At 71.4% G+C, this 26117-nt stretch carries 21 protein-coding genes; 7 read left to right on the top strand and 14 right to left on the bottom strand.

Annotated features, from left to right (window positions below):
• The first annotated feature begins 91 nt into the window (after positions 1 to 91).
• The 4 genes from ACIP4Z_RS27420 to ACIP4Z_RS27405 all read left to right on the top strand — a co-directional run bounded on the left by ACIP4Z_RS27420 (position 92) and on the right by ACIP4Z_RS27405 (position 3807).
• Entirely contained in the window at positions 92 to 898 is an 807-nt protein-coding gene (locus ACIP4Z_RS27420; RefSeq protein WP_401312761.1) for an STM4013/SEN3800 family hydrolase, read from the top strand.
• The gene (locus tag ACIP4Z_RS27415; RefSeq protein WP_401312516.1) at positions 895 to 2355 is read left to right on the top strand and encodes an STM4012 family radical SAM protein; all 1461 of its coding nucleotides are present in this window, start codon (positions 895 to 897) and stop codon (positions 2353 to 2355) included. The genes ACIP4Z_RS27420 and ACIP4Z_RS27415 overlap by 4 nt, the downstream gene beginning before the upstream one ends.
• A 10-nt stretch (positions 2356 to 2365) precedes the next feature.
• Positions 2366 to 3268, top strand: a complete 903-nt coding sequence (locus ACIP4Z_RS27410; protein WP_401312513.1) for an STM4011 family radical SAM protein — start codon at positions 2366 to 2368, stop codon at positions 3266 to 3268.
• 89 nt (positions 3269 to 3357) lie between these two features.
• On the top strand, positions 3358 to 3807 hold the full coding sequence (locus ACIP4Z_RS27405) for a MarR family transcriptional regulator (protein ID WP_355349027.1): 450 nt from the start codon (positions 3358 to 3360) through the stop codon (positions 3805 to 3807).
• 21 nt (positions 3808 to 3828) lie between these two features.
• Here ACIP4Z_RS27405 and ACIP4Z_RS27400 read toward each other — a convergent pair whose 3' ends face one another.
• Both ACIP4Z_RS27400 and ACIP4Z_RS27395 read right to left on the bottom strand, forming a co-directional pair.
• Positions 3829 to 5397: a UxaA family hydrolase gene (locus ACIP4Z_RS27400; protein WP_401312510.1), complete on the bottom strand. Its 1569-nt coding sequence runs from the start codon at positions 5395 to 5397 to the stop codon at positions 3829 to 3831.
• Between the two features lie 381 nt (positions 5398 to 5778).
• Positions 5779 to 7890 (bottom strand): MFS transporter, encoded by a 2112-nt coding sequence (locus ACIP4Z_RS27395; protein WP_401312507.1) that lies wholly within the window; start codon positions 7888 to 7890, stop codon positions 5779 to 5781.
• Positions 7891 to 8403: 513 nt separating this feature from the next.
• Between ACIP4Z_RS27395 and ACIP4Z_RS27390 the strand changes: the two genes are divergently transcribed.
• Positions 8404 to 9282, top strand: a complete 879-nt coding sequence (locus ACIP4Z_RS27390) for an SMP-30/gluconolactonase/LRE family protein (protein WP_391161829.1) — start codon at positions 8404 to 8406, stop codon at positions 9280 to 9282.
• A gap of 51 nt (positions 9283 to 9333) precedes the next feature.
• Here ACIP4Z_RS27390 and ACIP4Z_RS27385 read toward each other — a convergent pair whose 3' ends face one another.
• From ACIP4Z_RS27385 to ACIP4Z_RS27355, 7 genes are all read right to left on the bottom strand, one after another.
• Positions 9334 to 10269 carry a LysR family transcriptional regulator gene (locus ACIP4Z_RS27385; RefSeq protein WP_401312504.1) on the bottom strand — a complete coding sequence of 312 codons (936 nt, stop codon included), beginning with the start codon at positions 10267 to 10269 and terminating at the stop codon, positions 9334 to 9336.
• Between the two features lie 268 nt (positions 10270 to 10537).
• Positions 10538 to 11302 (bottom strand): SDR family NAD(P)-dependent oxidoreductase, encoded by a 765-nt coding sequence (locus ACIP4Z_RS27380; RefSeq protein WP_401312501.1) that lies wholly within the window; start codon positions 11300 to 11302, stop codon positions 10538 to 10540.
• Positions 11299 to 12057 (bottom strand): SDR family oxidoreductase, encoded by a 759-nt coding sequence (locus ACIP4Z_RS27375; RefSeq protein WP_355349045.1) that lies wholly within the window; start codon positions 12055 to 12057, stop codon positions 11299 to 11301. Before ACIP4Z_RS27375 ends, ACIP4Z_RS27380 begins: the two co-directional genes overlap by 4 nt.
• Positions 12058 to 12124: 67 nt before the next feature.
• Positions 12125 to 13135 carry an ABC transporter permease gene (locus ACIP4Z_RS27370; RefSeq protein WP_391049893.1) on the bottom strand — a complete coding sequence of 337 codons (1011 nt, stop codon included), beginning with the start codon at positions 13133 to 13135 and terminating at the stop codon, positions 12125 to 12127.
• Positions 13128 to 14132 carry a sugar ABC transporter substrate-binding protein gene (locus ACIP4Z_RS27365; RefSeq protein WP_401312497.1) on the bottom strand — a complete coding sequence of 335 codons (1005 nt, stop codon included), beginning with the start codon at positions 14130 to 14132 and terminating at the stop codon, positions 13128 to 13130. The genes ACIP4Z_RS27370 and ACIP4Z_RS27365 overlap by 8 nt, the downstream gene beginning before the upstream one ends.
• Complete coding sequence (locus ACIP4Z_RS27360) at positions 14129 to 15175, bottom strand: ABC transporter permease (RefSeq protein ID WP_401312494.1); 1047 nt, start codon at positions 15173 to 15175, stop codon at positions 14129 to 14131. The genes ACIP4Z_RS27365 and ACIP4Z_RS27360 overlap by 4 nt, the downstream gene beginning before the upstream one ends.
• Entirely contained in the window at positions 15172 to 16638 is a 1467-nt protein-coding gene (locus ACIP4Z_RS27355; protein WP_391162207.1) for an ATP-binding cassette domain-containing protein, read from the bottom strand. The genes ACIP4Z_RS27360 and ACIP4Z_RS27355 overlap by 4 nt, the downstream gene beginning before the upstream one ends.
• Here ACIP4Z_RS27355 and ACIP4Z_RS27350 point away from each other — a divergent pair.
• A complete protein-coding gene (locus ACIP4Z_RS27350) occupies positions 16556 to 16780 on the top strand; it encodes a hypothetical protein (RefSeq protein WP_401312797.1) in 225 nt (74 codons plus the stop codon). The two genes, ACIP4Z_RS27355 and ACIP4Z_RS27350, sit on opposite strands and share 83 nt — an antisense overlap.
• A 251-nt stretch (positions 16781 to 17031) precedes the next feature.
• Here ACIP4Z_RS27350 and ACIP4Z_RS27345 read toward each other — a convergent pair whose 3' ends face one another.
• Positions 17032 to 18486 (bottom strand): ricin-type beta-trefoil lectin domain protein, encoded by a 1455-nt coding sequence (locus ACIP4Z_RS27345; RefSeq protein ID WP_391161825.1) that lies wholly within the window; start codon positions 18484 to 18486, stop codon positions 17032 to 17034.
• A gap of 444 nt (positions 18487 to 18930) precedes the next feature.
• Here ACIP4Z_RS27345 and ACIP4Z_RS27340 point away from each other — a divergent pair, with 444 nt between their 5' ends.
• A complete protein-coding gene (locus ACIP4Z_RS27340; RefSeq protein ID WP_401312491.1) occupies positions 18931 to 20403 on the top strand; it encodes a serine hydrolase domain-containing protein in 1473 nt (490 codons plus the stop codon).
• Between the two features lie 36 nt (positions 20404 to 20439).
• On the opposite strand, the gene ACIP4Z_RS27335 is transcribed toward ACIP4Z_RS27340, so the two are convergent.
• The 4 genes from ACIP4Z_RS27335 to ACIP4Z_RS27320 all read right to left on the bottom strand — a co-directional run bounded on the left by ACIP4Z_RS27335 (position 20440) and on the right by ACIP4Z_RS27320 (position 25977).
• Positions 20440 to 21726: a cation:proton antiporter gene (locus ACIP4Z_RS27335; protein WP_355349063.1), complete on the bottom strand. Its 1287-nt coding sequence runs from the start codon at positions 21724 to 21726 to the stop codon at positions 20440 to 20442.
• 62 nt (positions 21727 to 21788) lie between these two features.
• Complete coding sequence (locus ACIP4Z_RS27330) at positions 21789 to 23231, bottom strand: cytochrome P450 (protein ID WP_401312487.1); 1443 nt, start codon at positions 23229 to 23231, stop codon at positions 21789 to 21791.
• A complete protein-coding gene (locus tag ACIP4Z_RS27325) occupies positions 23225 to 24304 on the bottom strand; it encodes an alpha-hydroxy acid oxidase (RefSeq protein WP_401312484.1) in 1080 nt (359 codons plus the stop codon). Before ACIP4Z_RS27325 ends, ACIP4Z_RS27330 begins: the two co-directional genes overlap by 7 nt.
• Positions 24301 to 25977 carry an NAD(P)-binding domain-containing protein gene (locus ACIP4Z_RS27320; RefSeq protein WP_401312481.1) on the bottom strand — a complete coding sequence of 559 codons (1677 nt, stop codon included), beginning with the start codon at positions 25975 to 25977 and terminating at the stop codon, positions 24301 to 24303. The genes ACIP4Z_RS27325 and ACIP4Z_RS27320 overlap by 4 nt, the downstream gene beginning before the upstream one ends.
• Between the last annotated feature and the right edge of the window lie 140 nt (positions 25978 to 26117).

Here is a 26117-nt window from a genome sequence, read left to right as displayed (position 1 = left end):
CACGAACCGTCGCACCACCAAGCGCCGAGGACCCGACATGCGACCCACTGACGCGCTCGCGCCCGCCCTCCTGGACGGCGGAGGCCCGGACATGAACGAGGTCGTGGGCCGCGACGACCTCCTCCTGATCACCCTCGACACGCTCCGCCACGACGTCGCGGCCGAGTTGGCCGCGGCCGGCCGCATCCCGCATCTGGCGCGCCATCTGCCGGGCGGGCGCTGGGAGGAGCGGCACGCGCCCGGCAGCTTCACCTACGCCTCGCACCAGGCGATCTTCGCCGGATTCCTGCCGACCCCGGCGGCGCCCGGACCGCACCCCCGGCTGTTCGCCGCGCGCTTCGCCGGGAGCGAGACCACCGAGGCGGGCACGTACGTCTTCGACACGCCCGACCTGGTGTCCGGGCTCGCGGCGGCCGGATACCGCACCGTCTGCATCGGCGGCGTCGGCTTCTTCAACAAGCGCGGCGCGCTGGGCGACGTCCTGCCGGGACTGTTCCAGGAGAGTCACTGGGAGCCGGAGTTCGGCGTCGCCTCGCCCACCTCCTTCGAGGCGCAGGTCGCGCGCGCGGAGCAGGTCGTCGCCGAACTGCCCGCCGACCAGCGGCTGTTCCTCTTCCTCAACGCGTCCGCGCTGCACCAGCCCAACTGGTTCCACACACCGGGCGCCACCCGCGAGGCCGGTGACACCCGCGCCACGCACGCGGCGGCGCTGGAGTACATCGACCGGCACATCGGACGTCTCTTCCACGCCATGGCGGCCCGCCGCCGCTGCTTCGCCATCGTCTGCTCCGACCACGGCACCACCTACGGAGACGACGGCTACACAGGTCACCGCCTCGGCCACGAGGCGGTCTGGACGGTGCCCTACGCCCACTTCTTCCTGGAGCCGTCTTCATGAACGCGCCGATCACCACGACCACACCGATCACCACGACCACACCGATCTCCACGACGACACCGACCAGCACGACCACACCGGTCTCCACGGCCACGCCCGCCGACGCGCCGTCCCCTGACCAGCCCGCGTCCCCCGCCGACAGTCCCTACCAGAGCTACGTCTACGCGTATCCGCACAAGACCGCCTACCGCCCGCTGCCCGACCGGCCCGCGCTGAGCGGACTGTGGCAGGCGGAGCCCAAGGACGCGCTCTCGCTCTATCTGCACATCCCGTTCTGCGAGGTCCGCTGCGGATTCTGCAACCTCTTCACCCGCATCGGCGCGCCCGGCGAGCTCACCACCCGCTATCTCGACGCGCTCGACCGGCAGGCCACCGCCGTCCGGGACGCGCTCGGCGACACCGAGCCGCTACGGTTCGCCACCGCGGCCTTCGGCGGCGGCACCCCCACCTTCCTGACGGCCGCCGAACTGGAACGGCTCTGCGACATCGCCGAGCGCCGGATGGGCGCCGACCTGCGCGCGATCCCGCTCTCCGTCGAGGCGTCGCCCGCGACCGCCACCGCCGACCGGCTCGCCGTCCTCGCCGACCGCGGCGCCACCCGGCTCAGCCTCGGTGTCCAGAGCTTCGTGGACGACGAGGCGAAAGCCGCCGTACGGCCCCAGCGCCGCGCCGACGTCGAAGCCGCGCTCGCCCGCGTCCGCGACGCCGGTATCCCGGTCCTCAACATCGACCTCATCTACGGCATCGACGGCCAGACCCCGGCCAGTTGGCGCACCTCGCTGGAGGCCGCGCTGCGCTGGCGGCCGGAGGAGCTGTACCTCTACCCGCTGTACGTACGGCCGAAGACGGGCCTGGAGAGCCGCACCGCCGTCAGCGACCCGGCCTGGGACGAGCAGCGGCTGCGGCTGTACCGACAGGGCCGCGACCACCTCCTGACGCACGGCTACGAGCAGGTCTCCATGCGGATGTTCCGCCGGGCCGACGCCGCGCCCCAAGGGCCCGACGACCACGCCTGCCAGACCGACGGCATGATCGGCCTCGGCTGCGGCGCCCGCTCCTACACCTCCACGCTGCACTACTCCTTCGACTACGCCGTCGACATGCGCGAGATCCGCGCGATCATCGACGAGTACACCACCACCGACGACTTCACCCGCGCCGCCCACGGCCGCCGGGTCGACGCCGACGAGGCCCGCCGCCGACACCTGCTCCAGTCGCTGCTGCAAGCCGACGGCATGCCCCTGGCCGACTACCGCGACCGCTTCGGCACCGACGCCCACGCCGACTTCGCCGCCGAGATCGACCGCTTCGCGGCCCGCGGCTGGCTCGACGACGAGGCCCCCGCGACCGGCCGCATACGGCTGTCCCCCGAAGGACTCGCCCACTCCGACGCCCTCGGCCCCGAACTGTTCTCACCCCGGGTCCGGGCGGCGATGGCCGCGTACGAGCTGAAGTGAGGACGCCGCCATGGATCTGACGCTGCTCTATCGCGGCCCGCTCGCCTCCTGCGACTACGACTGCCCGTACTGCCCCTTCGCCAAGCGCCGCGACAGCCCCGCGCAACTGCGCGCCGACCGCGCCGCGCTCGCCCGCTTCGCGCACTGGGCGCGAGAGCAGCGGGGCGACCGGCTGTCCGTGCTGTTCACCCCGTGGGGCGAGGGCCTGGTCCGCTCCTGGTACCGGAACACCCTGGCCGAGCTGTCGCACGAGCCGCACATCGACCGGGTCGCCATCCAGACGAATCTGAGCTGCCGCACCGACTGGCTCGCGGACGCCGACCCCGGCACCCTCGCCCTGTGGTGCACCTACCACCCCGGCCAGACCCCGTACGACCGCTTCCTGCGCAAGACCCGCGAAGTGGCCGACCGCGGCGTCCGGTTCAGCGTCGGCGTCGTCGGGCTGCCGGAACACCTCGCGGACGCCGCCCGGCTGCGCGCCGCGCTGCCCGGCCACGTCTACCTGTGGGTGAACGCCGCCGAGGGCCACACCTACACCGACGCGGAAGCCGACGCCTGGACGGCCCTCGACCCGCTCTTCCCCTACAGCCGCCACCCGCACCGCTCGGCCGGCCTGCCCTGCCGCACCGGCGAGTCCGTCCTGTCGGTGGACGGCGACGGCACGGTCCGCCGCTGCCACTTCGTCCGCGCCGAACTGGGCAATCTCTACGACGGCTCCTACCGGACCGCCCTGGCCCCCCGCCCCTGCCCGCTGGCCGTCTGCGACTGCCACATCGGCTATGTCCACCTGGAGTCGCTGCCGCTCTACGACGTCTTCGCGGGCGGAGTCCTGGAGCGCGTCCCCGCGGACCGCACGGCCACCGCGCCGGAAGCGGGCGCCGCGGGCGGCAGGGCCCTGCTGCCGCTGGTCTGACCCGCCGTCACCCTCGGAGGCCGCGGGGGACGGCGGCGGACCCACGGGGAGAACGGGCAGGTGGGCCGCGCGCCGGATAGTCTTGGGCGGTGGGCAGCGAACCGAGACCGCAGGCCGGAACGGCCGCTGAGCTGATGAAGGCCATGACCCGGCTCCGGGCCCGGCTCCGGGCCGAGTCGGCGACGGACGACATGCGGTGGACCTGGTCGCAGATCACCACGCTGGGGCGCATCGTGGACGAGGGCCCCACCACGGCGAGTGATCTGGCCGCGGCCGAACACGTACGGCGGCAGTCGATGGCCGAGACGCTCGCGGCGCTGCGCGACGGCGGGCTGATCACCTCGGGCAAGGACCCCGCAGACGGCCGCAAGACGCTCCTGCACGCGACGGCCGAGGGCCGGGCGCTGGTCGAGACCATCCCCGCCGTCCGGGAAGCCTGGCTGGAGGCGGCGGTACGCGATCTGCTCCGGGCCGACGAGCGCAGGACGCTGCTGAAGGCGGCCGAGATCATGAACCGCCTGGCGGACAGCGACCGTTGACCCGCCGCCGGGGTCCGGCCCCTACAGCACGGCCCCCATGCGCCACGGCACGATCTCCTCGGCCCCGAAGCCGAGCGCCTCGGACTTGCTCGGCGCGCCGGAGGCCATGTCCACCAGCGTCTCGAAGAGCCGGGTGCCGTACCGCACGTGCTCGTCGCGGGACATCGCCGGGCCGGCGTCGAAGTCCATGTCGCCGCTCATGTGCTGGTAGAGCCGGCTGGTGGTGCTGATCTTCAGGCAGGGCACGGGCCGTGAGCCGAACAGCGAGCCGCGACCGGTGGTGAAGGCCAGCAGATTCGCCCCGCCCGCGACCATGCCGGTGGCCGACACAGGGTCGTATCCGGGCGTGTCCATGAATGTCAGACCGGGCGCCGTGACCGGCTCCGCGTAGCCGACGACTCCGTTGAGCGGGCTGCTCCCGCTCTTGAGTACCGCACCGAGCGACTTCTCCCAGATGGTGGTGATGCCCCCGGCCTTGTTGCCCTTGGAGGGATTGTTGTCCAGCGCGGCGCCGTGCCGGGTGACGTACCGCTGCCACCACGCGATCAACTCATCGAGCCGTTCGGCGATCGCGGGCGTGGCGGCGCGGTCGCGCAGCAGGTGCTCGGCGCCGTAGATCTCCGGGGTCTCGCCCAGGACGACCCGCCCGCCCGCGGCGGCCAGCAGATCGGCGGCGACGCCCAGCGTCGGATTGGCCGTCAGCCCCGAATAGGCGTCGCTGCCGCCGCACTGGAGTCCGAGGGTGAGTTCGTGCAGGCCGACCGGCTCGCGGGACAGCGTCGCCAGGCCGCCGACCATCTCGGCGACGCGGTCGAGGGCGGCGTTCACGGTCGCCGCGGTGCCGCCGAGCGCCTGGATGGTGAGCGTGCGCACGGCCGGATCGTCGCCGAAGACGTTCTCCGGCTGGTTCACCTCGCAGCCGAGACTGACCGTCAGCACACCGGCGATGTTCACATGGCGCGCGTAGCCGCGCAGGGTGCGCCGCAGCAGGTCGTCGCCCTCGGTGCCCTCGGCCATGCCGCAGCCGAGGTCGTGGGTCAGGGCGATGACGCCGTCCAGTCCCGGCGCCCCGGCGTGGCGGTCGTTGGCGGCCTGGGCGATCATCCGGGCCACGGTCGCCGAGCAGTTCACCGTCGGGAGCACGGCCAGGTAATTGCGGGTGGCGGCACGGCCGTCGGCGCGCCGGTAGCCGAGGAAGTGGTCGCGGGTGGCCCCGGCCGGGGGCCGCCAGGCCGGGGGAGCGGGCCGCGGCGCCCCGGCGCGGGCGGTGGCGTCGCCGAGGCCGAGATTGTGGACGTGTACGTGTTCGCCGGGCCGGATGTCGCGGGCGGCGACACCGATGACCTCTCCGTACTTGCGGACCTCGGCGCCCGCGGCGATGGGGGAGACGGCCACCTTGTGGCCCGCGGCGATGTCGTCGGCGGCGGGGACCACACCCCGCGCGACCCGTACGGGCGTGCCCGCCGCCACGTCCGTCCGCACCAGCCCGATGTTGTCAATGCCGGGCCGTGCGACCAGCGGGACGGCCGGTTCACCGGCCGTCCGCGCGGGCGCCGCCGCGCCGGTGTCCGTTCCGCGCACGTTCGTCATGCGCACACCGGCCGGACGGAGTTCGGAAGGAGACCCGCGCCGGATTCCGGCGGGAGATCCCCGAACACCGAGGGAAAGCTCACCCACTCATCCGCTGTGTGCGCTGATTCAGGGTCCCGTTCCGTGAATCCACCGCGGCGGATTTCCGGCAACTCTTCAATTGCGCACAGGGGACTGGAAAGTGGGATGTCCATACCTCAGGACGATACGTGCGCACCGCGGCGACAGTGAAGCGTGGATGTCGGAACAGCCCTATTCGGAAAGCGGATCGGCCCAGTTCAGAGCCGGGAGGTGGGGCACTGCCCGGACAACACCGCCGACCCGTATCGCATATGGGTCCGATCCGATTTCCGGATCCCGACTTCACGTCGGGAGCGGGGCTCAAGCCTGCTTGCCGAGCGCGGACAGATCATCGGTGGTGATGACGTCCGCCTGGCTCGGGAACACCTTCTCGGTCAGCACGCGGTGGACCTCCGGATCGGGGTCGCCGGTCGCGTCCTCGAGGACGTAGAGCCGGTAGTCCGCGTCGGCGGCGTGCCGCACGGTCGAGAGCACCACGCCCGAGGTGGAGAGCCCGGCGAGGACGAGGGTGTCGATCTCCTGGCCGAGCAGCGTCGGGTGGAGTCCGGTGGCGGCGGAGAACGCGCCGACCCTGACCTTGCGCACCACGATGTCGCCCTCCCGTACGTCGAGCGCGTCGTGCAGGTCCGCCTCCGGGCTGCCGTCGGCGAGGAACCCCTGCCGGGCGACGGGGGCGAAGGACTTGTTGCGGTCGGGCACGGCGGCGAAGTCCTCCGGTGCGAAGGCGACGCGGACGTGGACGACGCGGATGTCCAGCGAACGTGCCCAGGCCAGGGCCTGTTGGGCGCGGGCGAGCACGGCCTCGCCGTCGGGAACGGCGGCCAGGACCGCGGGCTGGAAGTCCATCAGCAACAGGGCGGTACGGGAGGCGACGACGGGCTGGGCGGGGGTGGTCATGTCGGTACTTTCTGAGAGGCGCGGATCACCTGAGCGGTGCGGTTCAGCGGTGTGGTCGTGTGGGGTGGGGGGATCGACCGCCGCCGCGGAGCCCTGTCGGACACCGGCCAGGTGGCGGTCGAAGACGGTCATGAGGAGGACGACGGCGCCGATGGCGACCAGCGACCACGAGATGCGGTGCAGGCCGGTGTCGTCGACGCGGCTGTGGAAGGCGATCCCGGTGATGGCCGCCGAGGCGATCGAGCCGATGTACCCGAAGGTGCGCAGCAGCCCCGAGGCCGTGCCGACGCTCTCGGGCGGGGACTCGCGGTAGAGGACCGTCTGGTTGGCCACGGTGCTCGCCCCCGAGGTGAGGCCGAACAGCGCGGTGACGGCGACGACGGCGGCGACCGGTGTGTGCGCCGTGAGCGGCAGGGCGGCCGCCGCGCCGAGCAGCAGCAGGACCGCGGAGCCGATCAGCACGCCCCGCACCGATGTGCGGCGCGAGGCGATCCGGGCCGTGACGGCCGACAGGGCGCCCATCGGGACGAGGACCAGGCCCGCCTGGTACGCGGACAGCCCGTGCGCGGCCTCCAGCCACTGGGTCAGACCGTAGAGGATCACATAGGTGCCCATCAGCGTCAGCCCGTTGCGCAGATACGTGCGGGTCAGCGCGGGCTTCGAGGCGAGCAGCCGCACATCGAGGAACGGACGGGCGGCCCGCAGTTCCCAGGCGACGAGTGCTCCCGCCAGGACGACCGCGGCCGCCAGCGCGGTCCAGTCCGGCGTGGGCAGCCCGGTCAGGAAGACCAGGAGCGAGGTGAGGGCGCCCGCGAAGCCCGCCATGCCGACGACGTCGATGCGTACGGCCAGCTCGCGCGGTGAGCGGCCCCCGGCGCGGGCGGGGTCCTTGTCGATCCACAGCAGCGCCATCGCGAAGGCGGCACCGGCGGCCGGGACGTTGACCAGGAACGCGGTCTGCCACCCGAGCCCGCCGACGAGCAACCCGCCCACGGCCGGGCCGATCGCCACGGTGGCCGCACCGGCGACCGCCAGACCGCCGAGGACGTTGCCCGGCGGATCCTGGAGACCGACCGCGGTCGCCCGGCGGCGGATCAGCAGCATCGCGGAGGGGTAGGCGGCGGACGTGCCCGCGCCGATCAGGACGCGGGAGAGCACCAGGACGGGCAGATTCCAGGCGATCGCGCCGATCACGCCCGCGGCGAGCACGATGAGCGTGCCGGTCAGGAACACCCGGCGCGGGCCGAACACCTCCGCCAGCCGTCCGGCCGCGGGCTGCGCTATCGCACTGGTCAGATAGAGGCTCGAAATCAGGATCGCGGTCCGCCCGACCGGTATGTCCAGCGAGGCGGCGATGGGGACCAGAGCCGTCGCGATCACCGAGCTGTTGACCGGATTGAGCGCGGCCCCCGTGTACAGCGGGGTCACGAAGCGCGCGCCGAAGGGCTTTCCCCGCCTGTCGCCGTGCGCCCCGCTGACGGGTACCGGTACGGCACCGCGTGCGATGACCTTCACCGCGTGACTCCTCTCGCTTCCCGCGCCCGCCGGTCCCCTGCCGCCCGCGTTCGGGCGTGGTCCAGGGCGGATCACAGCGGCCTCGAATAGGCAGGCTGCCTGTCGAATAGATTAGCAGGTTGCCTGCCTATCTGTGAGGGGTCTCCTTGCAGGGTCCTGCTCGGGGTCCCGTGCGAGGTCCCCGTGCGGGCTCAGGACATGGCGAGGGCCCTGGTGGCATTCCGAACGGCCGCTGGGCGCGGCGGCCCGCGCCTTCATCAGGGCGGTGCTGCACGCACCCCGGCCGGAGGGACTCCTTCCCACCGCTGTGAATTGGGCCGTGCGCGACCACGGGAAACGGCCCATTCGCAGCCCGGATCCCCGCCATCCGCTATCCGCCGTTGACAGTGGCCACGGCCGCGGGCGAGGTTGTCCGGCAGGGGCCGCCGCGACCGCCCGGAACAGCACGCAGAAGAGGCACGCGGCCGAAGAACACGCGGGAAAACGTGGACGTCACGCGGAAACGGAGTCGTCATGGGCAGTGTGCGGACCTACACCGATCTGGATGTCGCGGTGCGCAGCGACACCTCCGAGGTGGGGGAGGGCCCTGTCTTCGACCCTAGGACCGGCCGGCTGGTGTGGGTCGACATCTACGGCGGCACGGTCTACGAGGACGACCTGGCCACCGGGCGGCAGACCGTGACCGAGGTCGGTGTCATGGTGGGCGCGGTCGCGCCGCGGGCCCACGACGACGGGTTCGCCGCCGCCGTGGCCGGCGGATTCGGCTTCCTCGTCGACGGCGTGACCACCGTCGTCGACCCGGTCCTGCCGGAGCCGAACCTGCGGATGAACGACGGCAAGGTGGACGCCCGCGGACGGTTCTGGGCGGGCAGCAACGACATGCGGTTCGCCCCCGGCCAGGGACGGCTCCACCGCTGGGACGCAGACGCCCCGAGCGTCGTCGTCGCGGACGGGCTGGTCCTGCCGAACGGACTGGGCTGGAACGCCGACAACACCGTGATGTACCTGGCCGACAGCTACGCCCGACTGCTCTACCGCAGCGCGTTCGACGCCGACTCCGGGGAACTGGGCGGCCTTGAGGTCCTGACGAAGACCGAGGGCTCCGGGGTCCCCGACGGCCTGGCGGTCGACGTCGACGGCTGCTTCTGGACAGCCATGCACGGCGGCGCCGAGGTACGGCGCTACGACCCGGCGGGCCGCGTGATCGGACGCGTACCGGTGCCCGTCCCGCAGCCCACGAGCTGTGCCTTCGGCGCCGACGGCAGGCTGTACGTCACCTCGGCCCGCGAGGGCCTGTCCGCCGAGGATCTGGAGCGCTCCCCGCTGTCCGGCTCCGTCTTCGTCGTCGCCACGGACACGCGCGGCGTACCCGTGGCGGCCTTCCGCGGCTGAGACGGGAAGGCCGCTCCGGGCGCGTACGGCGGCGGCGTCCGGGCGACCGGCTCAGGCCGTCGGCGGAAGGGGCCGTACGCTCGCCGGGAGCGGCGTGCGGCCCTGCGCGTTGAGGAAGGCGCAGACGGCCGCGTTGCTCGAACGCCGGCGGGGCCAGAACAGCGCGACGTCCCGGTGGGCGGTGGGCGACTCGATACGGCGGACGGTGAGACCGTCCGTCGTCGTTGTCTCCACGGCCAGTTGGTTGATGATCCCGATGCCGAACGCCGACCGGACAAGGGCGATGAGCGTGGCGGGATGATCGGTGAGATAGGCGATGTCCGCCTTCGACTCGTACTCCCCGAGCATGTGCCGCAGGTCGTAGCCGCCGCCCTCCTCCTCGGAACCGGCCGGATTGCCGATGAGGGGCCGGGAGAGGATGTCGTCCACGCGGACGGTCGCCTTGGTCGCCAGCGGATCGTTGTCCCGCATGACCGCGACGATGTCCTCCCGCCAGATCGTGCGGTGGCACAGCGTGGGCTCGCGCATCTTCGGCAGCGTCGGCCGGAAGGCGATGTCGACCGTGCCCGTCGCGACGGCCTCCTCCAACGTGGCCGCGGTCCCTTCCCAGAGCTCGACGGTGAGACCGGGATGGTCGGCCTTGAGGACCTGGAGGAGCGTCGGGAGATAGGTGGAGCTGACCGACGGGTAGCTGGCCACGGTGAGGTGGGCGACGATCTGGTCCTGCGTACTGCGGGCGGCGTCGACACCGCGCTGGAGTTCCTGGAGCGCCGCCCGCGCGTGACCGTAGAAGAGGTCACCCGCCTGCGTGGTGCAGACCGGGCGGGCCTTGCGGTCGAAGAGCGTGACCCCCAGGGCGTGTTCCAGCGCCGCTATGTGCGCGCTGACCCGCGACTGCGAAAGGTGCAGAGTATGCGTGGCGGTGCCGAATCCGCCCCGGTCGGCGACCGCGAGGAAGCTGCGCAGCCACGCTGTCTGCAGAGACATCGCGTCGCGGGGAACCGTCGTCCCCTGCTCGGACGGGACGTCGTTGTCACCTGTGGACAGGGTCACTGACGGTTCCTTTCGTGTGCGGCCAAATTACCCGATCGCCCCCCGGGCCACTACGGGCGTGCGGGACATCAATGCCTGATCAGCGCGGTCCGGCCGGGTACCGGGGCCGCCTCTCTCGGACGGCGTCGTCCGCGAGAGGCGGCCCCGGCGGACCCCGGACCGTCACTCCCCGGCGTACGGCCGGTCCCCTTCCGAGGACGGCTCACGCCGCGGTCAGGCCGCCGTCGACGATCAGCGCCGCGCCATTGATGAAGCGGCCGTCCGGGCCCGCGACGAAGGCGATCGTGGCGGCGATCTCCTCGGGCGAGCCGAGCCGTCCGTCCAGTTGGCGGGCGGCCATCGCCTGCCGGGCCGCGAGCGGATCGGGGGCGTTCGCGACGATCTTGTCGATCCACTCGGTCGCGACGGTGCCGGGGCAGACCGCGACGCACCGGATGCCGTCCTTGGCGTGGTCCACCGCGATGGCCCGGGTCAGCCCGACCAGCCCCGCCTTGGAGGCGCAGTACGCGGCCCGCCGGGCGAGGCCGACCTGGCCCGCGACCGAGGCGACGTTGACGACCACGCCACCGCCGTTGTCGAGCATGAGCGGCAGCATCGCGCGGGTGGTGAGGAAGGGCCCGGTGAGATTGACCGACAGGACGCGGTCCCAGTCCTCGTCGCTGGTCTCCAGCACCGTCGCGGCGAGTCCGGTGCCCGCGACATTCACCAGCAGCGCGGGCGTCCCCAGCGTGACGGCGACTTCCCTGGTGACCGAGCCGACCGCGTCGGGATCGCGCAGGTCGACGGGGAAGGCGCGGCCCGTACCCCCCGCCTTCTCGATCTCCGCGCAGGTCCGCGCCAGGCCGTCGGCGTCGATGTCCAGCACCGCGAGGTCGTATCCGGTGTCCGCCAACCGGAGCGCCGTGGCCCGGCCGATGCCGGACGCCGCCCCGGTGACCACCGCGACTCGCTGCTCCCGGGCGCTCACGAGTACGCCAATCCGGGAAGCGCGCCGTCCATCGCGTACCCTCCGTCGACATCGAGACCGGCCCCGGTGGTGTAGCACGCCTCGTCGGACGCCAGGTAGCAGATGGCCGCCGCGATCCACTCGGGCGGCGCGATGCCCAGCGGCACGCGGGACTCCAGCGCCCGCTCGACGGCGGGTGTGTAGATCGGGTCGCTCATGCCGGTACGCACGGGCCCCGGCCGTACGCAGTTGACCGTGATGCCGTGCGGGGCGAGTTCGGACGCCATGGTCCGCGTCATCGCCTCGAGACCGCCCTTGGTCGCGGTGTACGGCGCGGCGCCCGGCTCGGAGACGACGGCGTGCACCGACGAGACGTTGACGACGCGTCCGGGAGTCTTGGTGTCGACCATCATCCGCGCCACCGCCTGGGCGAGGAAGAACGGCGCCGTCAGGTTCACCGCGAGGACGCGGTCCCAGTCGGCGCGGCTCACGTCGAGGAAGGGCGCGATGCGCAGGATGCCCGCCACATTGGCGAGCACGTCGACGCGCCCGAAGCGCGACCGCAGGGTATCGGTCAGGACGTCGGCGGCGTCCGCCGCCGCGACATCGAGGGTGAGCGTGCTCAGCCGGTCGCGGTCGGGCTCGGGCCACGGTGCGTCGTGGCGGAGGTCGACCGCGAGCACCTGGGCGCCTTCGGCCAGCAGCCGTACGGCGGTGGCCCGGCCGATACCGGAGTTGGCGCCAGTGACCACCGCGACTTTGTGGGTGAATCTCATTGATCGCCTGCTTCTTTGTCCATGGGTCGAGTTGTTGAGTGAGGTACGGCGACGGCGACGGCAGCGGTCAGGCGGTGGCCGATCGTGGGCGTACCCAGCGCACCAGACCGTCCCCGCAGGCGGCGACGAAGATGAGCGCGCCGGTCACCATCTGCTGGTCGTAGGAGGCCAGTCCGAGCAGGCTCATGCCGTTGGAGAGGAAGCCGAGGAACAGCACCCCTGTCGCGGTGCGCAGCAGGCTGCCCCGACCGCCGAACAGACTGGTGCCGCCGAGGACCACGCCGCCGACGACGTTGAGCAGCAGGGGGCTGCCCATGCTCGCTCCCGCCCCGGCCAGTTCCGAGGTCAGCACGACACCGGCCAGCGCCGAGAACAGACCGGCCACCGCGTACACGCTGGTCTTCATGAGGGGGACGTTGACCCCGTTGATCCGGGCGACCTCCTCGCTGGCTCCCAGCAGCAGGACCCGGCGGCCCCACGCCGTCCGCGTCAGGGCGACCTGTGCGACCACGTACAGCCCGACCGTCATCCACACGGCGTACGGCACACCGCCGGGCCCGTCGATGCTGAAGTCGACGAAACCGGTCGGGACGGGGGCGATCGTCCTGCCGTGGCTGAGCAGCGTCGTGGCGCCGCTGACGACGTACAGCGCCGCGAGCGTCACCGCGAACGGCACGACGGGCAGCCTGGCGACCAGCAGTCCGACCAGCACACCGATGGCCGCCCCGGTCAGCAGCGCGAACGTGATGCCCGCCGCGACGCTGTCGGTCGTGGTGATGACCCACGCCCCCGCGACGCCGCTGGCGCCGATCACGCTCCCGGTGGACAGGTCGATGCCGCCGGTGAGGATCACGAAGGTCGCGCCGATGGCGGCGATCGCGACGACGGCCGACTGGCTGAACACATTGGTGATGTTCGACGACGTCAGCAGGCCGTCAGTGGTCAGGCTCAGGACGGCGATCAGCACGGCGAGGGCCGGCAGCATCGACAGATCGCCGAACCAGGCGGGACGACGGGCCGGATCACGCAGCCACGACAGGCGGCCCGGACGCGATCCGGTGTCGGCGGTCTCAGGCACCGCAACCCCACACCTGGGAGCTGACGGCCGCGAAGTTGGCCTGGTTGAGAGTCACGCCCGCGCTCTGGACCGTCTTGGGGTTGACGGTCTGCTTGGCCAGCGCCGTGGCGATCGACGCGACGGCCTCCTTGCCGAACTGGTCGACACGGGTGGCTATGTCGGCGTCGAGGGTCTTGTCCTTGATGGCCTTGCAGCCGTTCTCGTCACCGTCGATCGTCACCAGGAACACATGCTTGGGGTCGCCGATCGGAGCCAGCCGCTTGGCGGTGGTGAGCGCCGACTGCACCGACGGCAGAAGGAAGTCCGACGGAACGAAGATCGCGTTGATGCCGGAGTCCTTCTGCAGCGCGTTGGAGGTGCCGTCCAGCGCCTGCGACGGGTCCCAGTTGGTGGGGACCCGGCTGACCACCGTGACATCGGGGTTGCCGTCCAGCGTGTGGTCGAAGCCGTCCCTGCGGCCGATCGCGTTCTGGTCGGTGAGCGCGCCCACCAGCTCCAGCACCTTCAACGGCTTGGACTTGGCCGCCGCGGCGAACTCGTCCGCCGCCAGCTTGCCGTCCGCCTTGGGGTCGCCGGTGATCTGGAACGTGATGTCCTGTACGTCGGCGACCGCCCGGTCGATGGTCACGAAGGGAACGCGACGGGCCTTGGCCAGGCTGATCGAGGAGGCGATCTGCTTCCCGTCCTGCGCGATGACGATGAGCGCGTCGACCTTGCGGGTCTGGATCAGATCCTGGATCTGCGACGCCTGCTTCTGCGCGTCCTGGTCCGCGACGGAGAAGACGACCTTGTAACCGGCCGCTGCCGCCGCCTTCTCGATGGAGACCTTCTCCGAGGTGCGGATCGCGTTGAGCAGATCGAAACTGACCCCGATCGTGCCGTGCTTGCCCCCGGACGTCGATCCCGCCCCGGATTTCGAGGACGAGCCACAGGCCGTCAGCGCCAGGCAGGCCACGGCCGCGACGGCCGTGCATCTTGTGATCAGGTTCGGCTTCATCTGAGCTCCTTCAGTTTCGTTGCGCCGGCCTCCGCGGGCACGGTCCGGGGGCCGTCCGACGGAGAGGTACGGGTCGGACCGAACAGCCGGACCGGATTGCGCCACCGGACGGCGGCGGCGAGAACAGCGACGAGCAGAACGGCGCCCCGGACGATGTCGAAGACATAGGGAGAGGCCCCGGAGAACACCAGTCCGGTCTGCGCGGTCGTGAGGACGAGGGCGCCCAGGACGGTGCCGGTGATGCTGCCGCGGCCACCGAACAGACTCGTCCCGCCGAGGACGACGGCCGTGATGACCGTCAGTTCGTAGCCCTGGCCGATGGACGGCTGAACGGCGCCGAGGCGGCCGGTCTGGGTGAGGGACGCGAGCGCGGCCAGCAGCCCGGCCAGCGCGTACGCCCCGACGGTCACCCACTTCACGGGCAGGCCCGCGTTGACGGCGGCGTCGCGGTGGGAACCCACCGCCTGGAGATACCGGCCGAACAGCGTGCGGCTGAACACCCAGCCCCCGCCGAGCGCCGCGGCCGCCGCCAGCCAGACCGGCGCGGGAACCCCCAGCACCGCCGATGTGCCGATGTCCCGCAGATTCGCCGGGAGGTTGATGTTCTGCTGGCCGGTGATATGACCCCCGGCGCCGCGGAACACCTGGAGAGTGGCGAGGGTGACGATGAGGGCGGGCACCCGGCTCGTCGCGACCGCGGCGCCGTTGAGCAGCCCCATGCACACCCCCGCCGCGGCGACGGCGAGGAACACCACGCCCGCGGGCCTGCCGATCAGGGCGTCGCTGGACTCGACGGCGGCGGCCAGGAACAGCATCGAGCCGACGGACAGGTCGATTCCCGACGTGATGACCACGTAGGTCGCGCCCACCGCGGCGATGGTCAGGGGACTCGCCTGTACGGCGATGTTGCGGAAGTTCGCCGTACCGGCGAAGCCGTCGTAGGACACCGACAGAACGATCAGCAGCACCGCCAGCACGGGCAGCAGCGGCTGTCGCCGCACCAGCGCGCGGGGGCCGTCGTACAGCCGCGAAGGGGTTCTCATCGGACGCCGCCCGTGGCGAGCCTGATCACCGTTTCCTGAGTGGCCTGGGACCTGTCGAGAATGTCAACCAATCTGCCGTCGTGCATGACCCCGACGCGGTGGCTGAGGCCGAGCACTTCCTCCATTTCCGAACTGATGAGCAGGATGGACGATCCGCTGTCGGCCAGATCGATGAGAAGACGGTAGATTTCCGCCTTGGCGCCGACGTCGATTCCCCGGGTCGGCTCGTCCAGAATGATCAGACGTGGTTTCCTGGCAAGCCACTTGCCGATGACGACTTTCTGCTGGTTTCCTCCACTGAGTGAATTCCCGCCGGATTCCAGGCCGCCGCGGGCGACGAGCCCGACCTTGGCGGCGAGTTCTTGGGCCAGACGCCGTTCGGCCCGGTGGTCGAGCCAGCCGCCCTTTCGCGCGGCGGAGACCGAGCCGAGGTCGACATGGGAGAGACTTTCCCGAATGGGCCGCTCCAGGAAGAGCCCTTCGTGCGCGCGGTCCTCGGTGACGAACGCGATTCCGGCCGCGATGGCCGCGCGGACGTCGCCGCGGCGCAGCGGCTGCCCCGCGATCTCGATCCGCCCGGTCCTGCCGCCGAGCCCGAAGACGGCCCTGGCGACCTCGGTGCGACCGGAGCCCATCAGCCCCGCGAGCCCGAAGATCTCGCCCTTGGCGATGTCGAACGAGACCCCGCTGACGCGTGCGTCGTCGTCGAGGTCCCGCACCGAGAGCATGGTCTCGGACCGCGGACGCGGCAGCGCCGGGTATCCCCGGGCGAGTTCGCGTCCCACCATGAGGGCTTCGAGCGCGCTGCGGTCCAGTTCGCTCGTCGGGCGGTCGCCGACGACCTGTCCGTCCCGCATCACCACGATGCGCTGGCTGAGCCGCGCGATCTCCTCCAGGTAGTGCGAGATGTAGAGAACCGCCACTCCGTCGGCGCGCAACTGCTCGATGATCCGCATGATCAGTTCGCGTTCCGCGAGGTTGAGCGAAGCGGTCGGCTCGTCGAAGACGATGGCCCGCGGTTCGGTGGCCAGCGCCTTGGCGATCTCCACCAACTGCCGCTGCCCGGCGGACAGGTCCCGTACGAGCGCCTCCGGGCCGAAGCGCGCGCCGACACGGTGCAGGACGGGCGCCGCGAGCCGCTTGAGGCGTCCTGGCCTGACGGTCAGCGAGCGGCCGTCGCGCAGCCGGCCGATGAGGATGTTCTCGGCGACCGTGAGATCCGGGAAGAGACTGGTCTCCTGGTGCACCGTGGCAACACCTGAGCGCTTTCTCGCAGCGCCCGTTCCGGCCGCCGCACCGCCCGCCGCACCCGCCTTGTCGGCGTCGGCGCCGGGCCCGCCGAAGTCGACCCGCCCGGTGTCGGGACGCAGGATTCCGCCGATGATGTTCTTCACCGTGGATTTCCCCGCGCCGTTTTCACCCGCCAATGCGACGACTTCGCCGCCCGATACGGTGAAGGACACATTCTGGACCGCCGCGACACCGCCGAACGACTTCGACACATTGCGCACCACGATCGCCGGCGCCCCGCCCGTCATCCTCGGCTCGCAATTCCGGCAGACACGTTTCCTCCGTGAAGTGATGGGGACGTCCCGGTACACCTGATCTGACGCCCCGGTACACCTGATCTCCGGACGCCGTATATCGGCCTGTCGGGATGCGGATGACGCTAAGGCCAAGAGTCGTGCGTGTGAAGTTCGTGTTTCGGGAGGCGTCAATCCGTTAAGCGAATGGTCCGGAGCGGCGGCTTCCGCCGCCTCCTGCGCGGTGCCGCCGCCCGCCGACTCGGCGAGCGCCGCCGGCCGCGGGGTGGAGTCTCCGCGACCGGCGGCGCATGTGCCCGGCAGGCGTCCTCGTCACAGGAGCTGCCATTTCTGGTTGGTGCCGTTCCCGCAGGACCAGAGCTGCACGTTCTGGGCGCTGTAGAGGTCGGCGTCCAGGCAGAGGTGCGAGTCGACGCCGCGGACCGTGCCGTCGGAGAAGAACAGCCACTGCTGGTTGGCGGTGCCCAGACAGTCATGGCTGATCACATGAGTGCCGTTGGTCTTGCCGAAGCCCTGGGCGTCCAGGCACTTCGTCCCGTTGTAGACGCTGATCGCGCCGTTGGACTGGCGCGTCCACTGCTGGTTGTCGCCGGCGCCGCAGCCCGCCACCTGGAGCTGGACGTCATTGACGTGGGACGCGCCGGGGACGTCGAGGCACGCGGTGTACCCGACATCGCGCAGCCGGGTCGTGCTCGCGCCGGACGCGCCCCAGGCGTATTCGAGGCGGTTGACGGCCGTCTGGTTCGGGACCCACAGCGGCAGATTCTGGGTGCCGCCGCCGTACGCGCTGTAGAGCCTGAGGATGTTCAGCGAGTCGTGGTCGGAACTGGTGGTCCTGCCGCCGATGCCGTGGCACCAGATCGTGCCCAGGTTGTACTGGCGGGCGACATCGGTGACGGCCCGCAGGAAGGCGACTTCCTTGGGCGTGGTGCTGCTGGGCGTGGCGTCGTAGTTGATGCCGTTGTCGGCGTCGGCGCCGAACTCCTCGATGACGGTGCGCGAGGAGCAGTTGCCCATGTAGGTCTTGATGTCGTTGACCCAGTCGCTGTACGACCGCGCGCCGTAGGGGAAGGCGTAGCGGTGCATCGCGAGGTAGACCCCGTTGAAACGGGAGTCGTTGCACAGCGGCCTGAGGTCGCTTCCCCAGCCGCCGCCGTCGGCCTGGGCGCCCTCGATGAACATCCGGCTCCTGGGCAGCCCGGCCGCGCTCGCCCGGGCGATCCAGTTGGCGGCGAAGTCGAGCCACTGGGGAGTGGTCATGCCGACGGGCTCGTTCATCGGGTCGAAGGAGATGAGCGGATTGCTGAGATACCGGGCGATCTCCGTGTCCCACATCTGATTCCAGGTGGGCAGGTAAGCGCTGGTTATCGTGTTGCTGCCGTCCTCCGACCAGTAACAGAGAATGACCTTGAAGCCCTTGGCCGTCGCCGCGTCGATCACGGCGTTGTAGGTGTTCCAGTTGACCGTGGCGGGATTCATCGGCAGCCGCACGGTGTTGGCGCCCAGAGTGCTCTGGAACGCGGCGAACATACCGTCGGCCTTGGTCCTGGCGGAGTTGTAGTCGTCGTTGGCCGACAGGCCCTGGAGCACGAGCCTGTCGAAGGTGAAGTTGTCCCCGAGGCGCGACCAGTGCACGCCGTGGAACTGGCTGGGGTTGAGGGGGGTTTCGGCGGCGGTGGCCGATGTCGCGGCGGTCACCGTCATCAGCGGGACCACGGTGAGCATGGCCAGGGCGGTCAGTACCCAGGTCAGCAGACGGCGGCTCATACGGGGTGGAGCGGGTGCGATCACCATGGGGTGGGGGGGTGACATGACGTCCTTTCCGGCGTGGCGCGAATTGCTGAACACGGCCCGACGTGGGCGGCAACGCGCCGTCGACAAGTTGGGGATGAACGTATCGACGCCTCCCATCTGCGTCGATCGCGTCTTTCGGAAGGCGGTCATCCGCGGGACGAATAGCGGGAGTTCTCGACGGTCGGGCCGCCGATAATCCGCACCCGTTATGCGAATGGCGGCCATTCGGAATGCGGAATGCCCGCTATTCGGCGCGACCGCGCCGCGTCACCGGGGCCGTACGGGACCCGGCGGAGGGGACGCGGCGGCCCCGCGCGCGGATCTGTCCGGCGGCCCGCCGACGACACCCCCCCTGGACACCCGTGCCGGGGCGCGGCGAGGATGGCCGTCGAAGATCCAGCAGCAGGAGGAAGCCCGATGACCGCTCACCCGCTGCCCGTCAGCAGCCCGGCCGCGCAAGGCGTCGACGCCCGCGGAGTCCAGGCGTTCCTCGACGCGATCGAGGCGGCGCCCGGTGTCGAACCGCACGGCCTGATGATCCTGCGGCACGGCCGCGTGGTCGCCTCCGGCTGGTGGGCTCCCTTCACCGCCGACCGGCCGCACCGGCTCTACTCGATCAGCAAGAGCTTCACCGGATCGGCCGTGGGCTTCGCCATCGAGGAGGGACTGCTGGACCTGGACGCCCGGGTCATCTCCTACTTCCCCGAATTCGACGCCGACATCACCGATCCCGGAAGCCGCGCCATGAAGGTGCGGCACATCGCCTCCATGGCCAGCGGTCACCTGTCCGAGACCGTGGTCCAGGCGCACGCGATCGACGCGGAAGAGCCCGTCCGCGGCTTCCTGCTGATCCCGCCGGACCGCGAGCCGGGCTCGGTGTTCGCGTACAACCAGCCCACCACGTACACCCTCGGCGCCATCATCCAGCGCGCCACCGGACAGACGCTGACCGAGTACCTGCGGCCCCGGCTGCTCGATCCGCTCGGCATCGGCGAGACGCTGTGGGAGCGCGACAGGGCGGGCCGCGAGCTGGGCTACAGCGGGCTGCACGCCGCCACCGACGCGGTCGCCCGGCTCGGCCAGCTCTACCTCGACAAGGGCGTGTGGGAGGGCGAGCAGCTCCTTCCGGCGTCCTGGGTCGCGCAGGCGACCCGCGCGCACGTCGACAACAGCGACGGCTCGCCCGAGGCGCGGAACTCGGACTGGGCGCAGGGATACGGCTTCCAGTTCTGGATGTCGCGCCACGGCTACCGCGGTGACGGGGCGGTCGGGCAGTTCTGCGTCGTGCTGCCCGAGCAGGACGTGGTGATCGCGATCACCGCGAACACCGATCTCATGCAGTCCGTGATGGACATGATCTGGGAGCACCTGCTGCCCGCCTTCGGGCCGGAGCCGGTGAGCGCCGCAGGGCAGGACGCGGCGGAGAGCGCCGAGGACGCGGCGCTGCGCGAGCGGCTGTCCCGGCTCGTCCTCCCGACGGTCGAGGGGGAGGCGGCGCCCGCCGGCACCGAGGCGTGGTCCGGGGTGCGGTTCGCGCCGCGCGACGGCGAGGCCGAGGCCCAACCGAGCCTGACGGCGGTGGAGTTGACGGCCGACGGCGACGGCTGGATCCTCACGCTCGACCAGGCGAAGAACGAGGACGAGCCGCCGTTCGCGCTGCGCTTCGCCGGGACCTGCTGGGCGGTCGCCGAGCGGCCCGCCGTCCCCGTACCGACCGCGGTCAGCGCGGGCTGGACCGACGCCGACACCTTCGTCGCCGAGCTGGGATTCCTGGAGACCCCGCATCACTTGACGCTCACGTGCTCGCTCGCCGCCCGCGACTTCACGGCGGCCTGGCAGGGGAAGCCGCTTCGTCCGACACCGCTCAGCTCGTTCGGCGTGCCCCGCTGACCGCGCCGCGTCCGGCCCGGCGGCGAGGCCGCGTCCTCACTCGCTGACGGCGGAGACCTTCGACGGAGGCGGGGCGGCGGGGACGGCGGGCGCGTCCGGGACGCCGCCGTCCCGCCGGTCCCACAGCGCCAGCAGCGGCGTGGCCATCACCGTGGTCACCAGCGCGACCAGGACGAGCACGGTGAACATCGACCGCGTCACCACGCCCTCCGCCAGCCCGACGTTGATGGCGATGAGCTGCATCAGCCCGCGCGCGTTCATCAGGGTGCCGACCCGCAGCGCCACGGGCCCGCTCTGCCCGGCGAGCCTGGCGGCCAGCCAGCACGCGCCGAACTTCCCGACCACGGCGGCCAGCGTGCAGCCCGCGGCGAACAGCAGCAGCGTCGGGTCGGTCAGCAGACCGGTGTCGGTGTTCAGCCCGGAGTACGTGAAGAACAGCGGCAGCAGCAGGACGCGGCTGACCGGCGCCGCGGCCTCCAGCGTACGGTCGATCCTCGGCGCCCTCGGATACGCGACGCCCAGGCTGAATGCGCCGAAGACCGCGTAGAGGCCGATCCGGTCGGTGTACCAGGCCGCCAGGCACAGCAACAGCAAGGTCACCAGCAGCAGTTGATCCGAGGGCAGCCGCTCCGCGATCCGGATCGCGGGACCGCGCAGCCGCACCAGTGCGAACAGCACCACCGCGAGACCGGCCGCGCCCGCCACCGCGAGCACGACGGGCCCGGAGGTGCCGCGCGACAGGCTGAGGACGCCCGCCAGCAGAATCCACGCGACGACGTCGTCCAGCGCGCCGGCCGCGAGCGAGATGGTGCCGAACGCCGTGTCGGTCAGGCCGCGTTCGGTGATGATCCTGGCCAGCATGGGGAACGCGGTGATCGACAGTGTGACGCCGACGAAGGGCGCGGCCACGTACATCGGCACACCGGCGGGAGCGGTGTGCACCGAATCGCGCACGGCCCACACCAGCGCGGTGCCCAGTGCCAGCGGTACGAGAATCCCGGCCGTCGAGATCAGCGCGGCGGGTCTGGCCACCGGTTTGATCCGGTCGACGCGGAATTCGTACCCCGCCTGGAACATGAAGAGCACCAGACCGAGTTGCCCGGCCACGTACAGCACGGGCCGCAGGTCGGCGGGGAAGACGGCGTGCTCCCACGAGGGTGCGACGAGGCCGAGTACGGAGGGACCGAGGAGCACGCCCGCGATCATCTCGGCCACCACGGGCGGCTGGGCGAGCGGGCGCAGCGCCCAGGCGGCGATCCGGCAGGTGAGGAGGATGACGACGACGGCGAGCAGGAAGGCGGGGCCGAGCGCGGTCGCGGACATGGCGGGCTGCCCTTCGGCGGGTGCGGATTCATGGGGGGAGGCAGTGCCTGTGACTGCCGGGGTCAGTGGGGGTGAGGACAGCGGTCCGCGGGCCCGCCGGACGCGTCGTCGTCCGGGCCGTGACCGCCCGGACGCGCGTCGGTCAGCGGGCGGCCCTGCGTGTCGTGCGCGGCGAACCACTGCTCTGTCGGCCGCTGCCGCCGCGCGTCCAGCACCATCCAGGTGCCGAAGGCCAGTTGGAGCAGACTGCGGCCGACGTCCTCCCAGCGGTCGCGGACCCGCAGGAACGCCCGGACGGCGAAGATCCGGTACCGCGGCAGCGGCCGGTCGCGGCGCACCAGCAGGCAGGGCGCGCGGTGCGGGATGGAGCGGGTGTGCGACACCGCGGTGTGCAGGGTGAAGCGGGCCAGCACCTCGCGGGTCGCGGCCCGCATGATCAGCGGGGCGAGCCGCCAGGCGGGGCAGGGCCGGTTCGCGGCCACCCCGAAGGGGATGTGGTGCGCGTGCTTGGCGGACGTCCCATTCCACCGCTCCGGGTCGAACGTGTCCGGATCGGCGTACCCCGTCGCGTGGTAGGCGGGATAGTCGAAGCACAGCACCGTGCCCGCCGGATAGCGCGCGCCGCCGCCGAGGTCGATCTCCTCGGCCGTGACGCGGTGCGCGATGCCGAACAGCGGGTACATCCGCAGCGTCTCGTTCATCACGTGGGACAGGTACCGGTCGTCCTCGGGGTGGTCCGCCAGCCGCTGCTGGACGTCGGATTCCGCGGCGAGCATCAGCAGCAGATGCGCCATCGCCTCCGACATCTGCACGACCGCGGTGTTGAAGAAGGTGCCCTGGAGGTAGTGCGCGCGGTCCTTCGGCGACGCCAACTCCGGCGGCAGCGCGTGCGGTACGTCGCCCGCGGCCAGCCTGCGCAGCAGGTAGCGGGTCAGCCGCTCGCGCCGCCGCATGTGCCGAAGGCGGGTGTTCTTCAGGGAGTTGATGACGTCCTCGGCATTGGCCACGATGAGCCGGCGCGCGTGCGGCGGGCACGGCTCGCGGAAGACCAGGCCGTAGAAGAACTCAGCCCAGACCGGCATCATCAGATCTCGCAGCCGCACCAACGCGGCGTCGCCCGGCACGAGTTCGTCCAGCACCCGCGCCGTCCGCCGGGCCGCGGCCGCGGCGAGTTCGGCGCTGGTCCCGGCGAGGATCGCGGCGGTGGTCCGGGCGACGGCGTCGTAGCGGGGCCCCGGCTCCAGATGCTCCTGGTGGACCTCGGGACCGGGGGAGAGCCAGTACCAGAACAGATCGGACAGTGCCGCGCCCTTGCTGCGACCGCTGGCGGCCGGATGCTCGTACAACTCGGTGAAGCGGTCAGCGGCCACCTCCGGGTTGGGGACGACCACGCCCTCCGGGCCGTTGATCCGGGCGAAGACCCTCACCCGCAGGGCGACGACGGTCCGCGGCAGCCAATAGGGGACGGACAGCGCGAGCGCCGCCGCCCCGGCGCGCCTCAGCACGCCCTCGCCCCCCGTGCCACGACCTGATCGCGTGCCGGACCGCGGCAGTTGGCGCTGCCGCAGAGCGTCAGCACATGCGCCAACTCGGCCCGCAACTCCTCCAGTACGGCGGTCACGCCCGCCTCGCCGTCCGCCGCGAGGCCCCACAGCACGGGCCTGCCGATGCCGACCGCCGCCGCGCCGAGCGCCAGCGCGACCACCACGTCGCAGCCGCCGCGCACTCCGCCGTCCAGCAGCACGGGGACGCGCCCGCCGACCGCGTCGGCCACCGCGGGCAGCGCCTCGACGGTGGCCGGTGCCGCGTCGAGCTGACGGCCGCCATGGTTGGAGACGATCAGCGCCTGTACGCCCTCGTCGACCGCGCGCCGGGCGTCGGCGGGGTGCAGAACGCCCTTCAGCACGACCGGCAGGCCGGTGACGTCCCGCAGGCGGCGCAGGTCGTCCCAGGACAGCGCCGGTGACATCGCGATGTCGCGGGTGCGGCCGGGCGGCGCGCCGGGCAGATCCCGCATGTTCTCGGCGGCCAGTCCCGGCGGCAAGTCGTGGAAGCCGTTGCGCTCGTCCCGGCCGCGGCGGCCGAAGACCGGCGAGTCCGCCGTGACCACCAGCGCCGTACAGCCCGCCTTCTCCGCGCGCCGGACGAGCGCGGCGGTGACCTCGGCCTCCGGCTGGAGATAGAGCTGGAACCACACCACGGCGTCGGACCGCACCGAGCGGGCGGCGGCGGTGACCTCGTCCACGGCGGTGGTGGCCGCCTGCGAGGTGATCAGTACGGTGTCGGCCGCCGCGGCAGCACGCGCCGTGGCGCGTTCGCCGTCCGGATGGGCCAGCCGGTGGAAGGCGGTGGGGGAGACCACCACCGGCATCGACGCCCGGCCGCCGGGCAGCGACACGTTGGTGTCCGGGTGGCCCGTGCCGGTCAGCACCCGGGGCAGCAAGGCCAGCCGGGCGAAGGCGCGTTCGTTCTCGGCCAGGGCGGTCTCGGTGCCCGCGCCGCCCTCGTAGAAGTCCCAGTGGACCGGGTCGAGTCGGGCGCGGGCCCTGTCCCGCAGCGCCGACAGCACCCCGTTCACGACGGGTCGGCGGCGGGGACGGGGGCGTCACCCGTGACGGGATGGTCCGTCAGAAAGCGGACGAGCGGGGCGCGGTGGACCTCCTCGCTGTCCCACTCGTTCTCCAGATTCTCCGTGATGTGGTGCTCCGCGACCGGCTTGCCGTTCTCGAACAGCCGCACCACCGGGTGGAGATAGCGGCCGTCGAGCCCGGCGGTCGCCTGCTGCGACACCCGGCCCACGGAGATGTCGAACGGATTCACCTTGTCGTGGTCGGCGCCGTATTCGAGGGTGACCGTCAGATAGCGGCCGACGTCTCCGAAGACGCCGTCGCCGACCGCCTGGTGGAGATGGTCGACCGGCACCTCCTCGTGATAGCCGACCGATTCGCCCGACGGTCCTCGGGAGGCGATGACCGCGTCGCCGAGGAAACCGAAGAGCTGCCACAGGGCGGAGCTGCGGTTCACCCGCTCGATCACCGCTTCGGCGATCGTCCCGGGGAGTCCGGCGGGGTCGGTGCGGTCGCCGGGACCGGCGGGATCGGCGGCCAGTTCCCGGCGCGGCCACGGCCGGTCGTGGTAACGCTGTTCCAGGATGCGGTGCAGCGCGCGGACACCGTAGCGGAAGCCGTGAATGAAACCGCTGGTGGACTTCTTGAAATCCCGCACCTGGGTGATCGTGCCGGCGAAATACAGATCGGGTACGTTCGGGGATTCCCAGGCGTCCGTCTGCGCCGGGAATCTGTCCTTGATGGTCAGTTCCGGGCGGCATTCCTCGGCGAAGACCGAGGCGTCGAAGCGGAAACCGGTGGCAAGGATAACCCGGTCGTAGGTGATCTCCTTGACCACCTCGTTCACCCGCGCGAATTTCACCGGGACCCGGTAGGGGCCGTCCTCGCCGTCCCTGCTGATGCGCATGATCTCCCCGTCGAGCAGGGCGTTTTGCGACTTGAGCTGATACGTGTCCAGGAAATTGTTGTTCACCGCCCGCAGATGCCCCACGAAATGGGTCTGCCAGGCGAGCCGCAGCGAGCCGGGTCCCGCCACATGGATGACCGAGGCCGTCTCGATGAGGTTGTCGGCGGTCTCGAAGGCCGAATTGCCCCGCCCGATGATCAGTACCCGCTGCCCGGTGAACCCGGCCGGGTCGACCGGCATCAGGTCGTACCCCTCGGCCAGTTCCACGCCCTCGATGGGCGGGATGTAGGGGCGGGACACGCCAGTCGCCATGATCAGCCGCCGGGCCCTGCGGACGGTGCCGTCCTGGTCCACGGTCTCGAAGTCCCCGCGCGGACCGCCGTCCTGCGCCGGTCGCCGGGAGATGCGGGTGATCCGCGTGCCGTAGCGGATCCGCAGGCGGTGGGTGCCGGCGAAGTCGGCGAGATAGCCGACCATGTCGTCGGCGTCGGGGAAGTACCGGGGCGTGACCGCGGTGAACAGCGGCGAGCCTTCGTCGGACAGCAGTGAGTTCCAGTCGGTGCGCAGATTCAGCTCGGGATCGTCCCAGCCGGTGTGCACCTTGTTGATGGATATGAGTTTCCTGTGTCTGGGAAACCTCGTGAAGAAGGTGCCGGGAGCCGCGCCCGCCTCGACGACCAGATAGTCGCGTCCCGCGCGTTCCAGGAAATATGCCGCCTGGATTCCCGCGGGTCCCGCACCGACGACAAGGTAATCGATCCGCTCTTCTCCGGACACTGGGCCTCCCGGCTCCTGAGATGGACGGAGTCACCGTAGTTGAGAGTTAAAGGAGACATCTATAGGCAGGGATGTGATCCATATCACACCACAGTCCTTGGTGTTCGGGCGGATAATTTCAGCTTCGGCGCAAGTGCCCG

Source organism: Streptomyces sp. NPDC088910, assembly GCF_044749865.1.
GTDB lineage: Bacteria > Actinomycetota > Actinomycetes > Streptomycetales > Streptomycetaceae > Actinacidiphila.
The sequence above is the reverse complement of the archived record's forward strand: the minus strand, read 5'-3'. Positions and strand labels throughout refer to the sequence as shown.

Bases quoted from the DNA above. Each gene is read 5' to 3' on its own strand.
- ACIP4Z_RS27420 (WP_401312761.1), top strand. From the start codon at position 92: ATGAACGAGGTCGTGGGCCGCGACGACCTCCTCCTGATCACCCTCGAC.
- ACIP4Z_RS27415 (WP_401312516.1), top strand. From the start codon at position 895: ATGAACGCGCCGATCACCACGACCACACCGATCACCACGACCACACCG.
- ACIP4Z_RS27410 (WP_401312513.1), top strand. From the start codon at position 2,366: ATGGATCTGACGCTGCTCTATCGCGGCCCGCTCGCCTCCTGCGACTAC.
- ACIP4Z_RS27400 (WP_401312510.1), bottom strand. From the start codon at position 5,397: ATGACGAACGTGCGCGGAACGGACACCGGCGCGGCGGCGCCCGCGCGG.
- ACIP4Z_RS27390 (WP_391161829.1), top strand. From the start codon at position 8,404: ATGGGCAGTGTGCGGACCTACACCGATCTGGATGTCGCGGTGCGCAGC.
- ACIP4Z_RS27385 (WP_401312504.1), bottom strand. From the start codon at position 10,269: ATGTCTCTGCAGACAGCGTGGCTGCGCAGCTTCCTCGCGGTCGCCGAC.
- ACIP4Z_RS27375 (WP_355349045.1), bottom strand. From the start codon at position 12,057: ATGAGATTCACCCACAAAGTCGCGGTGGTCACTGGCGCCAACTCCGGT.
- ACIP4Z_RS27365 (WP_401312497.1), bottom strand. From the start codon at position 14,132: ATGAAGCCGAACCTGATCACAAGATGCACGGCCGTCGCGGCCGTGGCC.
- ACIP4Z_RS27360 (WP_401312494.1), bottom strand. From the start codon at position 15,175: ATGAGAACCCCTTCGCGGCTGTACGACGGCCCCCGCGCGCTGGTGCGG.
- ACIP4Z_RS27350 (WP_401312797.1), top strand. From the start codon at position 16,556: ATGATGTTCTTCACCGTGGATTTCCCCGCGCCGTTTTCACCCGCCAAT.
- ACIP4Z_RS27345 (WP_391161825.1), bottom strand. From the start codon at position 18,486: ATGAGCCGCCGTCTGCTGACCTGGGTACTGACCGCCCTGGCCATGCTC.
- ACIP4Z_RS27340 (WP_401312491.1), top strand. From the start codon at position 18,931: ATGACCGCTCACCCGCTGCCCGTCAGCAGCCCGGCCGCGCAAGGCGTC.
- ACIP4Z_RS27335 (WP_355349063.1), bottom strand. From the start codon at position 21,726: ATGTCCGCGACCGCGCTCGGCCCCGCCTTCCTGCTCGCCGTCGTCGTC.